At 60.6% G+C, this 11,600-nt stretch carries 9 protein-coding genes and 1 tRNA gene; 3 read left to right on the top strand and 7 right to left on the bottom strand.

What is annotated here, in order from left to right; all coding sequences use genetic code 11:
- Position 1: 1 nt before the first annotated feature.
- The 3 genes from JFT58_RS10230 to JFT58_RS10220 all read left to right on the top strand — a co-directional run bounded on the left by JFT58_RS10230 (position 2) and on the right by JFT58_RS10220 (position 2,811).
- A tRNA-Leu gene (locus JFT58_RS10230) sits at positions 2 to 88 on the top strand.
- A 144-nt stretch (positions 89 to 232) separates the two neighbouring features.
- On the top strand, positions 233 to 1,258 hold the full coding sequence (locus JFT58_RS10225; protein ID WP_034125652.1) for an extracellular solute-binding protein: 1,026 nt from the start codon (positions 233 to 235) through the stop codon (positions 1,256 to 1,258).
- On the top strand, positions 1,258 to 2,811 hold the full coding sequence (locus JFT58_RS10220; protein ID WP_054896268.1) for an ABC transporter permease: 1,554 nt from the start codon (positions 1,258 to 1,260) through the stop codon (positions 2,809 to 2,811). The genes JFT58_RS10225 and JFT58_RS10220 overlap by 1 nt, the downstream gene beginning before the upstream one ends.
- Positions 2,812 to 2,918: 107 nt before the next feature.
- Here JFT58_RS10220 and JFT58_RS10215 read toward each other — a convergent pair whose 3' ends face one another.
- From JFT58_RS10215 to hfq, 7 genes are all read right to left on the bottom strand, one after another.
- Positions 2,919 to 4,853 (bottom strand): methyl-accepting chemotaxis protein, encoded by a 1,935-nt coding sequence (locus JFT58_RS10215; protein WP_054896267.1) that lies wholly within the window; start codon positions 4,851 to 4,853, stop codon positions 2,919 to 2,921.
- A gap of 139 nt (positions 4,854 to 4,992) precedes the next feature.
- Complete coding sequence (locus JFT58_RS10210; protein WP_014716669.1) at positions 4,993 to 6,282, bottom strand: adenylosuccinate synthase; 1,290 nt, start codon at positions 6,280 to 6,282, stop codon at positions 4,993 to 4,995.
- Positions 6,283 to 6,336: 54 nt separating this feature from the next.
- Positions 6,337 to 7,524 (bottom strand): ATP phosphoribosyltransferase regulatory subunit, encoded by a 1,188-nt coding sequence (locus JFT58_RS10205; protein WP_034125649.1) that lies wholly within the window; start codon positions 7,522 to 7,524, stop codon positions 6,337 to 6,339.
- Between the two features lie 294 nt (positions 7,525 to 7,818).
- Positions 7,819 to 8,685, bottom strand: coding sequence for a protease modulator HflC (gene hflC, locus JFT58_RS10200; protein ID WP_003188064.1), 867 nt, complete (start codon positions 8,683 to 8,685; stop codon positions 7,819 to 7,821).
- Positions 8,685 to 9,860, bottom strand: a complete 1,176-nt coding sequence (hflK, locus tag JFT58_RS10195; RefSeq protein ID WP_003188062.1) for an FtsH protease activity modulator HflK — start codon at positions 9,858 to 9,860, stop codon at positions 8,685 to 8,687. Before hflK ends, hflC begins: the two co-directional genes overlap by 1 nt.
- A gap of 96 nt (positions 9,861 to 9,956) precedes the next feature.
- Complete coding sequence (gene hflX / locus JFT58_RS10190) at positions 9,957 to 11,258, bottom strand: ribosome rescue GTPase HflX (RefSeq protein ID WP_003188061.1); 1,302 nt, start codon at positions 11,256 to 11,258, stop codon at positions 9,957 to 9,959.
- Positions 11,259 to 11,270: 12 nt separating this feature from the next.
- Positions 11,271 to 11,531 (bottom strand): RNA chaperone Hfq, encoded by a 261-nt coding sequence (gene hfq, locus JFT58_RS10185; protein WP_003188059.1) that lies wholly within the window; start codon positions 11,529 to 11,531, stop codon positions 11,271 to 11,273.
- Positions 11,532 to 11,600: the final 69 nt, after the last annotated feature.

The following is an 11,600-nucleotide window of genomic DNA, read 5'->3' as shown; positions in this document are numbered from 1 at the left end:
TGCCCAGGTGGTGAAATTGGTAGACACGCCAGCTTCAGGTGCTGGTGATCGCAAGGTCGTGGAAGTTCGAGTCTTCTCCTGGGCACCAAATTCAGATCAAACCCGCGAAAGCGGGTTTTTTCGTTTCCGAGGTTTGAAAACTTCCCCCATGATTTCCCCCTCATCCGCACTTGAGAAGATTTATCGTTTATCCTTGCAATGATTTGTTGCATATAAGCGAGGAACACTTCGGATGATGATCCGTGACAACCGACTCAAGACATCCCTTCTGCGCGGCCTGACCCTCACTCTACTCAGCCTGACCCTGCTCTCGCCCGCCGCCCACTCTGCCGACAAGGTCTCCCTGACCTTATACAACGGCCAACACAAAGAAGTCGGCGATGAACTCGCCAAGGCCTTCGAAGCCAAGACCGGCATCCACGTCAACGTGCGCAAAGGTAGCAGCAACCAGCTGGCCAGCCAGGTCGTCGAAGAAGGTGAGCGCTCCCCTGCCGACGTCATCTACACCGAAGAATCACCGCCCCTCAACAAACTCGGCGAGCAAGGCCTGTTGGCAAAAATCGATGCCAGCACCCTCGATGTCCTGCCCAAGGATTACGTGGGCAAAAACGGCGACTGGATGGGCGTGACCGCACGCACCCGCGTCGTAGCCTTCAACCCCAAACTGATTGCCGAAAAAGACCTGCCCAAGTCGGTACTGGATTTTGCCGGCCCCGAGTGGCAAGGCAAAGTCGGCTTCGTCCCCACCAGCGGCGCGTTTCAGGAGCAAGCCGTGGCGATCATCAAGCTGCACGGTCGCGAAGCCGCAGAAGAATGGCTGACCGGCCTGCGCGCCTTCGGCAAGGTGTACAGCAACAATATGGTCGCCCTCAAGGCCGTGGAAAAAGGCGAAGTGGCCACCGTGCTGGTGAATAACTACTACTGGTTTGCCCTGAAAAAGGAAAAAACCAATCTGGATTCCCAACTGCACTACTTCACCGATGGTGATGCTGGCGGCCTGATCACCGTATCCTCCGCTGCCGCACTCAAATCCAGCAAGCATCCCAAAGAAGCTCAGCAATTGCTGGCATTCATGGCCAGCGAAGAAGGCCAGCGCGTGATCACCAACACGTCGGCCGAGTACCCGCTGCGCAAGGGCATGGAATCGAACCGCGGCCTCAAGCCATTCAGCGAGTTGCAGCCGCCGAAAGTCACCCCCGCAGACCTGGGCAACGCCGAAGAAGCCCTGGAACTGGAACGTGACGTTGGCTTGAACTGATGAACCCATCGCTTTCCGTCGCGGGGTTCACCCCCCGTCGCAAACGCCCGTCGATCTGGCTGCTGCTACCTGTGCTGTTGCTGGTTGGCCTGAGCCTGTTGCCGCTCGCCTACGTCGGGCTCAAAGCCTGGCAGGCGGGCTGGACGGAGGCGGTGCATCTACTGTGGCGGCCTTATGTGTTCGGACTGCTGCGCAACACCCTGGCGCTGATGGTCGGCGTGACCCTGACCTGCGGCGTGATCGGCCTGTCCCTGGCCTGGCTGCTGGAACGCAGCAACCTGCCAGGGCGGCGCATCTGGGGTGTGATCCTGTGCCTGCCGTTTGCGGTGCCGGCGTTCGTCAGCAGTTTTACCTGGGTGTCGCTGAGCGCCCAGTTCGAGGGGCTTGGCGGCGCGATCCTGGTGATGAGCCTGTCCAAATACCCGCTGGTATTTCTGCCGGTGGCGGCAACGCTACGCAATCTTGACCCCTCCCTGGAAGAATCGGCCCGCACGCTGGGGCTCAACCGCTGGGGCGTGTTCTTTCGCATCACCTTGCCGCTGCTGTGGCCATCGCTGCTGGCCGGCTCACTATTGATCGCACTGCACATGCTGGTGGAATTCGGCGCGCTGTCGATCATTGGCCTGCAGACCTTCACCACCGCGATCTACCAGCAGTTCGAACTGGAATTCAGCAATGCCAATGCGGCAATGCTCTCGGCAGTGCTGCTGGCGATGTGCCTGACCCTGCTATGGCTGGAACTGCGCGTACGCGGAAAAGGCCGGCACGTGCGCATCGGCCAGGGCGCGGCGCGGCACGCCGAGCAGGTTCGACTGGGCAAGTGGACGCCATTGGGCCAGGTGTATTGCCTGGCGCTAGCGATCATCGGCAGCGGCATCCCACTGGGAATGCTCGGGTATTGGTTGGCAGTCGGTTCGTCGGCAGCGTTTCCGATGGCCGAGATCGGTGAGGCGCTGCTGTCTTCCCTGGCGCTCTCGCTGGGCGGCGCCGCACTGTGCCTGGTACTGGCAGTACCGGTTGGTTTGCTGGTGGTGCGCTACAAAGGGCAACTGGCGCTTTGGGCCGAACGCTTGCCGTACTTACTGCATGCCCTGCCCGGCCTGGTGATTGCGTTGACCCTGGTGTATTTCGCCCTGCATTACGTGCCAGCGCTGTACCAGACCTCGGCATTGCTGCTGATTGCTTATGCGCTGCTGTTTTTGCCATTGGCGCAGGCGCCGATTCGTACAGCGCTGAACAAGGCGGCGCCACAGCTGGAAGAGGCTGCGCGCACGTTAGGCGCATCGTCCTTCAGTGCGTTTTGCCGGGTGACGCTGCCAATTATCTTTCCGGCGCTGGGGGCGGCGTTTGCCTTGGTGTTCCTGGATGCGATGAAGGAATTGACGGCGACATTGCTGTTGAGCCCGACCGGGCTGAATACCTTGGCGACGGCCGTCTGGGCGCATACCTCGAATGTGGAATTTGCGGCGGCGGCACCGTATGCGGCGTTGTTGATATTGGTCTCGGGGTTGCCGGTGTATCTGCTCACGACTCGGATGTATCTGAGTCGCTGAAACAGTTATCGCAGGCAAGCCAGCTCCCACAGTGACCGAGTTCCAACTTTGGAATGCAGTTGAACGTGGGAGCTGGCTTGCCTGCGATGAGGCCCGTCCAGACAACCTCAAGCCCTGAACTGCCCCAAGCTCGCCTTCAACTGCGCCGCCAACCCATCCAGCACCTTGCCACTGGCCGTCGTCTCCACCACCGCTTGCGCCGCACGCTCGGCCTGGGCATGGATCACCTCCACGCGCCCACGCACCGCATGCGCGCCCTGGGCTTGATGCTCGGCCGCGCGCGTCGCCAGGCCAATCGCCGCATGCACCTGCTCCACAGAAGCCTGCACCGTCTGCTGCAAGCGCACGCTGTCGCGCAGCACCAGCAAGCCCTCACTGGCCTGGCGCCCCGCCTTGCCGATGGTTTCTACGGCCTCACGCGCGCCCTGCTGCAACGCAACAATATGCGCCTGGATATCGCCAGTGGAGCTTTGAGTCTTGCTGGCCAGCGCACGCACTTCATCGGCCACCACCGCAAAGCCGCGCCCAGTCTCGCCAGCCCGTGCCGCTTCGATGGCCGCGTTGAGAGCGAGCAGGTTGGTTTGCTCGGCGATACCGTGAATCACGGTCAACACCACTTCAATTTGTTCGCTTTGCTGCGCCAGCCGTTCGATCACCTGGGAACCGGCCTGCACCTGCCCCGCCAACGCCTCGATCAAGCTGCCAACTTCGGCCGAGGTCCGTGAGTTCTCATCCGTGGCCTGGCGAATATCCACCACCTGCTGCAGGGCCGCCTGCATGGCGTGGCTTTCGGCCTGGGCCTCATCGGCCATTTGCGACAAAGCGCGCAAACTCTCGGCCACTTCATCACGCTGCAAGCCCGCCGCCGCATCGGCGCCAGCATTGCGCAACGTCATGGCGCCGATTTCCACGCCAGTACGCTGGGCCACGTCGCCTGCCTCCCGCACGATGGGCTGCAACTTATCCACAAAGCGATTGACCGCCGAGGCCATATCGCCGATTTCATCCTTGCTGTTGATCTGCACGCGCTTGGTGAGGTCGCCCTCGCCGGCCGCCAGATCATCCATCGCGGCAATCAGCAACTTCAGGCGATTGACCACGCGTCGCCCCAGCACAATGGCGATCAGCAGCAATACCCCAAGCCCCACCAGTGCCAGCCCCATGCCGATGCGCCAGCGCAGGGTGCCCGCCGCGTCTTGCACGGCGCTGGCGGTATTGGCCGTCATTTGCGTGGCAGTGGCTTGCGCCGATTGCAGCCGGGCGCCCATGGCGTTGGCGCTGTCAGCGGAGGCTCCCTTGAGGCTGTCACCCACCAGTTGATCACCGCTGGCGATCAGCGCGGCAAAGCGCTTATCCAAGGCTTGCAGGTCGGCTTCAACCGCAGCGGTCGACACGCCCATGCGCACCTTGCCGATTTCCACACCGTTGGGGCTGATGGAGGCTTCGACGTAATACACGGAGGGGTCTGTCTTGGCCGCGTCCAGTACCTTATCCAGAGCACGCTCACCCGCGCCTTTTGCCAGCAACGCCTGGTTGATCGGGTTCTCACGGTTCAGATAACGCGTCAGGTGCTCGCCTGCGGCGTCGTCATACACCACGAACAGCACATTGGGGTTGCGCTGGGCCCGGCGGGCAAACTCTGAAAGGGTCGGCACGTCACTGTCCCACATGGCGCGGGGCGCGACCGAGGCCAGCAGTTGCGCCATGTCATTGGCGGAGTCCTGCAGGTCTTTTTCCAGCGTCGCACGCAACTGCTTTTGCTCTTCCTGCAAGCGCGTGGAAAGCCCAGTTGTCAGTCGCTGGCGCGTGCTGGCGGACAGGCTGTCCAGGCTGGACGTGACTTCCTTGCCAGCTTGGGCCAGTTCACCAGACAACTTCTGGCTATCTATGCCCAGGCGATTGCCCAAATCGGCTTCCAGCGCCGTCACCGTGCTCCGCGTCAGCGCGACGGCCACCAGCACTTGCACCAAAAGAGCGATACCAAGGGTAACGAACACCGGCCGCAACAGACGGCTTTGTAACAACGAGAGAACGGCAGACACTGGAAATCCCTCCACCACGGGTGCCACTAATTTGATAGCACCTCGAAAGAGGGAAACACAGCAAGGGTCGTGCCGCTTGCCAGGCAGAAACGACAAAGGGCTCCCGAAGGAGCCCTTTGCTTTTCACATCAACAGCTTATTACGCGAACGGGTGACGCAGAACGATGGTCTCGTTGCGGTCCGGGCCCGTCGAAATAATGTCGATCGGCGCACCGATCAGCTCTTCCACACGCTTGATGTAGGCGCGGGCGTTGGCTGGCAGCTCTTCCAGGGTCTTGGCGCCCACGGTCGATTCGGTCCAGCCTGGCACTTCTTCGTACACAGGCTGCAGGCCCACGTAGCTGTCAGCGTCAGTCGGGGCAACATCGTTGCCTTGGGCGTCTTTGTAGCCGACGCAGATGTTGATGGCTTCCAGACCGTCGAGTACGTCCAGCTTGGTCAAGCAGATGCCCGAGATGCTGTTCACATCGATAGCGCGACGCAGGATAACGGCATCGAACCAGCCGCAACGACGAGCACGGCCAGTGGTGGCGCCGAATTCGTGGCCTTGCTTGGCCAGGTGCGCGCCGACGTCGTCGAACAGCTCAGTCGGGAACGGGCCCGAACCTACGCGAGTGGTGTAGGCCTTGGTGATACCCAGGATGTAGTCCAGGAACATCGGGCCAACGCCAGAACCGGTCGCAACGCCGCCAGCGGTGGTGTTGGAGCTGGTCACGTACGGGTAGGTACCGTGGTCGATGTCCAGCAACGAACCCTGGGCACCTTCGAACATGATGTCCTTGCCAGCGCGACGCAGGTCGTGCAGCTCGGCCGTCACGTCCAGCATCAGCGGCTTGAGCAGCTCAGCGTATTCCTTGCACTCGGCCAGGGTCTTTTCAAACTCGATGGCTGGCTCTTTGTAGTAACCCACCAGCATGAAGTTGTGGTAATCCACCAGTTCACGCAGCTTGTCTTCAAAGCGCGGCATGTTGAGCAGGTCGCCCACACGCAGGCCACGACGTGCAACCTTGTCTTCGTAGGCCGGGCCGATGCCGCGACCGGTGGTGCCGATCTTCAGCTCGCCACGCGCCTTTTCACGGGCTTGGTCCAGCGCAACGTGGAAGGACAGGATCAGCGGGCAGGACGGGCTGATACGCAGGCGCTCGCGCACCGGTACGCCTTTCTCCTCCAGCTTGGTGATCTCGCGCAGCAGGGCGTCAGGTGCAACCACCACGCCATTGCCGATCAGGCACTGCACGCCTTCGCGCAGGACACCCGACGGGATCAGGTGCAAGACGGTTTTTTCGCCATCGATGACCAGGGTGTGGCCAGCGTTGTGGCCACCTTGGTAGCGCACTACGGCGGCAGCATGTTCGGTCAGCAGATCAACGATCTTGCCTTTGCCCTCATCACCCCATTGGGTGCCCAGGACTACGACATTCTTACCCATAACACTTGTCCTCATTCGCGCAAACTTGGTGCCGGCGATGGCCGGCAGGAAAACTCAAGAAGCCAGTGGCGATACTTGCCAAAGCCCGTTCTGCTGAATCAATTGCCGGTCGCAGTCCGCTTCACGGGCGGCGGCCAATGGCTGCCCAGGCAAGGCCTGGACTACACGCTGACCCTCACGGCGTAACTGGCAAACCTGCTGCCAGAGCGCTGCGTCCGTACTGTCGGGCATCCAGATGCCACCAGACGGCAGCTCGACCTCAGCACGCCCCAGGGTCACCAGGGTTTTCAAATCGGTGGAAAAACCAGTGGCCGGACGCGCACGACCGAAGTCGGCGCCGATATCGTCATAGCGACCACCTTGGGCGATGGCCTGGCCAACACCCGGGACGAATACCGCGAACACCACACCGGTGTGGTAGTGGTAGCCGCGCAATTCACCCAGATCAAAATACAGCGGCAGCTCCGGGAACCGTGCTGACAGGCGCTCGGCAATTGCCAGCACATCATCCAGTGCCGCCAATACCGGTGCCGGCGCATTGGCCAGGCGCTCACGCGCAGCCACCAGCACTTCACGGCCGCCGCACAGATTTACCAGCGCCCGCAGCATGCCAGCCAGCTCAGCAGGCACACCCTCGGTGAGAGCGATCACTTCATCGATCGCCTTGCGCTGCAGGGCATCGAACAACTGTTGCTCCACTTCACCGGACAACCCGGCAGCACGCGCCAGGCCACGGTAGATACCGACGTGGCCCAGGTCCATGTGCACGTCCGGCACATCCGCCAGTTGCAGCATGGCCAGCATCAGGCTGATCACTTCCACATCGCTGCTCGGGCTGGCGTCGCCGTACAACTCGGCGCCCAACTGGATCGGGCTACGGGAAGACGACAAGGCGCGCGGCTGGGCATGCAGTACGCTGCCGGCGTAGCACAGGCGGCTCGGGCCTTCGCGACGCAGGGTGTGCGCATCGATGCGCGCCACTTGCGGCGTGATGTCGGCACGGAACCCCATTTGCCGGCCCGATTGCGGGTCGATGACCTTGAAGGTGCGCAGATCCAGGTCCTGGCCCGCGCCGGTCAGCAGGGATTCCAGGTACTCGATATGGGGAGTCACGACAAACTCGTAACCCCAGCTCTGGAACAGATCCAACACCTGGCGACGCGCTACTTCAATGCGCGCAGCTTCTGGTGGCAGTACTTCTTCGATGCCATCTGGCAGCAGCCAGCGGTCTACCGTTGCCATTACGCCATTCCCCTTTGATCCGGGCGGCCAGCCCCTCGGCCGAGCCTTGAGTGAAGCAGAAAATACCCGCCCCTTGCATAAACCACGCGCAAGAGCGACGTGACGAACGGCCTGCAAACGGCCTCGTCGGGCACTTTCCTCGAAAAACCTGTCACGCCTGCCGAATCAAACATGCAGACGCAAAAAAGCCGGGAATTTCCCGGCTGCCGCATCATACACCCGTTTTCTGAAAGGATCACCCCGCCAGGCATTTTAGCCGCCCGACGGAGTGCGCCTTACAGAATCACGGGCTGGTTACTTGGACTTTTCCAGGTAGCGGAAGAAGTCGCTGCTTGGGTCCAACACCAGTACGTCGGTTTTGTTCGCGAAGCTTTCACGGTAGGCGCGCAGGCTACGGTAGAACGCGTAGAACTCCTGGTCCTGGCCGTAGGCCTTGGCGTAGATCGCCGCGGCTTGAGCATCGCCGTCACCACGAGCCTCTTCAGACTCACGATAGGCTTCTGCCAGCAGTACACGACGCTGACGGTCGGCATCGGCACGGATACCTTCAGCCAACTCGTTACCCTTGGCGCGGTGCTCACGCGCTTCACGCTCACGCTCGGTGCTCATACGCTCGAACACGCTGCGGTTCACTTCCTTGGGCAGGTCAATGGCCTTGACGCGAACGTCGACCACTTCAATACCCAGCTCTTTTTCCGCCATGGTGTTCAGCGAACGGGTGATGTCAGCCATCAGCGCATCACGTTCACCGGATACCACCTCGTGCAGGGTGCGCTTACCAAACTGGTCACGCAGGCCCGATTCCAGACGACGGGACAAACGCTCGTCGGCAATCTGCTTGAGGCCGGAAGTCGCAGTGTAGAAGCGCTCGGCATCCTTGACGCGCCACTTGGCGTAGGCGTCAACCATCACGGCTTTCTTTTCCAGGGTCAGGAAGCGCTGTGTCGGTGCATCCAAGGTCATCAGGCGGGCGTCGAACTTGCGCACCTGGTTGACGTAGGGGACTTTCACATGCAGGCCCGGCTGGACATCCGCCTGGACCACGCGACCGAATTGCAGCAGCACCGCACGCTCGGTCTGAGCGACGATGTAGAAGCAGTTCCAGGCAGCGATGACCACGACGACGCCCACAATCAGGGCGGTCAGCGATTTATTGCTCATCAACGGCTCTCCCTGGTACGTGTTTGCTGTTGCAGCAAGTCAGCGGCCGCACGGGCGCTCGCTTCGTTGGCAGCGGCATTCGAACCGGTGGACGGTGCACTGGCGCCGCTACGACCACCTTCGATCATCTTGTCCAGCGGCAGGTACAGCAGGTTGTTCTGCCCACCTTTGCTGCCGGTCACGAGAACCTTGCTGGTGTTGCTGAAGACTTCCTGCATGGTGTCCAGGTACAGACGCTCGCGGGTCACTTCAGGAGCCTTGCGGTACTCGGCGACCAGCTTGGTGAAACGATCTGCCTCACCCTTGGCGCGGGAGACCACTTCATCGCGGTAACCGTTGGCATCTTCAAGGATGCGCTGGGCCTGACCACGGGCTTCCGGCACAACGCCGTTGGCATAGGTTTCAGCCTGGTTGCGCGAACGCTGCTCGTCTTCACGTGCACGGATCACGTCGTCAAAGGCTTCCTGCACTTCACGCGGTGCCGCTGCGCTCTGTACGTTCACCTGGGTAACGGTGATACCGGTGCGGTAAGTGTCGAGGAAGCGTTGCAGACGCTCCTTGATTTCGCTGGCCATCAACTCACGACCTTCGGTGAGCACCTGGTCCATGGCGGTGGAACCCACCACGTGGCGCAGGGCACTTTCGGTTGCGTGTTGCAGGCTGATTTCCGGCTGATCAACGTTCAGCACGAAGTCTTGCAGGTTGCTGATCTTGTACTGCACGGTCAGCGGCACTTCGACGATGTTCTCGTCTTCGGTCAGCATCTGGCCCTGCTTGGTGTACGCACGCTCACGCGTCACGTTCTCCATGTACTTCTTGTCGATCGGCGGGAAATAGATGTTCAGGCCTGGCCCGACAGTCTCGTAGTACTTGCCGAAGCGCAGCACCACGGCTTGCTCCTGCTCGTCCACCACGTAGACCGCGCTGTACAGCCATACGGCCGCGAGCACGACAAGACCCAGGCCCAGCAGGCCATAGCCACCGCCCTTGCTTGTGCGACCGCCGTCGTCACCACCACGTTTTTTTCCACCACCGAACAACCCATTCAGGCTTTCCTGCAGCTTTCGGAAGGCCTCGTCGAGATCCGGTGGCCCCTTGCGGTCGCCATTATTGCGGCGCTTACCACCCCAAGGATCCTGATTATTCGAGTTGCCACCCGGCTCATTCCAAGCCATAGCGCTCTCCATCTGATAAAGCAAAGACGCACCCACGGCGCGCCGACCAATGCTACAGAATGCCTGCTACTGCGGCACAACCGCTTTCTCAGGCTTTTATTGCAAAGTGTGTTGTTCGATGAACTCTGCCGGTACAACACCCTCTCGGCTGACCAGCCGATTGAGTTCCGAGCGTGGCAATCGAACGGCCAGCAAGCTGACACCTTCTTCGTCGTGTTCTTCTTTCTGTACCGCGCCCAACTCGAAAAACTGTGCACGCAGTCGAGCAAAACGCTGCGGCAAGCGCAAGGTGCCGACGAACAAATCGCTGCCGAGCAATTCGGCAATGGCTTGTTCCAGCAACTCCAAGCCACTGCCATCTCGCGCCGATAACCAGACCCGCTGGGGCTTGCCGTTCTCGTCGCGCTGGATCTGTGGCTCAACGCCTTCAAGCAAATCGAGTTTGTTATAGACCTCGAGGATCGGCAAGTCCTGGGCACCAATCTCGCCCAGCACCACCATGACCTGTTCAATCTGCAACATGCGATCCGGTTCGGCCGCATCGATCACGTGCAACAGCAGGTCGGAATTGCTCGACTCTTCGAGCGTAGACCGAAATGCCTCGACGAGCTTGTGGGGCAGGTGACGAATGAAACCCACAGTATCGGCCAGCACAATCGGCCCCAGGTCGTCGATGTCCAGACGCCGCAGGGTCGGGTCGAGGGTGGCGAACAGTTGGTCGGCCGCGTACACATCCGACTTGGTCACGTTATTGAACAACGTGGACTTGCCGGCGTTGGTGTACCCCACCAGGGACACGGTCGGGATATCCGCACGGGAACGGCCACGTCGCGACTGCTCGCGCTGGCTGCGCACTTTTTCGAGGCGGCCCTTGATCTGGCGCAGGCGAACCCGCAGCAGACGCCGGTCGGTTTCCAACTGGGTTTCACCCGGGCCACGCATACCGATACCGCCACCCTGACGCTCAAGGTGAGTCCAGCCGCGAACCAGGCGGGTGCTCATGTGGTCAAGCTGGGCCAGTTCAACCTGGAGCTTGCCTTCATGGGTGCGGGCGCGCTGGGCGAAAATATCGAGAATCAGACCGGTACGGTCGATCACGCGACACTCGAAAACACGTTCGAGGTTACGTTCCTGACTGGGCGTGAGGGTGTGATTGAAGATCACCAGATCGGCTTCTTCGGCATGAACCAGGTCGCGCAGTTCCTCGACCTTGCCGCTGCCAATCAGGTATTTGGCGGTTGGCCGATGACGCGGTACGTTAAAAAACGCAACGGTCTCGGCGCCGGCCGAATTTGCCAACTCCTGAAACTCCTGCGGATCTTCGCGCGCCTCAGGGTCCTGTCCATCCAAGTGAACGAGGATTACTCGCTCACCACCACCGTGGCGCTCAAAGAACAAAGGAGACTCCTATCAGGCGTTACCTGGCTCAGCGTCACCCTGTTCATCACCTGCTGCGCTAGGCAGACGGATTGGACGAACTGGAACGACTGTCGAGATAGCGTGCTTGTAAACCATCTGGCTGACGGTGTTTTTCAGCAGGATAACGAATTGGTCGAACGACTCGATCGTACCTTGCAGCTTGATGCCGTTGACCAGATAGATGGAAACCCCAACTTTCTCTTTACGTAAAGTATTCAAGTAAGGGTCTTGTAGCGAATGCCCTTTTGACATGTGCCGCACTCCTTTAAGGATCAATAATAAAAAATCGGAAAATAGATAGCTTATGGCCGTCACACCCCC

This window comes from Pseudomonas sp. MF6767 (assembly GCF_016405475.1).
In the GTDB taxonomy this organism is placed as follows: domain Bacteria; phylum Pseudomonadota; class Gammaproteobacteria; order Pseudomonadales; family Pseudomonadaceae; genus Aquipseudomonas; species Aquipseudomonas paracarnis.
Note: the sequence above shows the minus strand (reverse complement) of the source record. Positions and strands in the feature narration are given on the sequence as shown.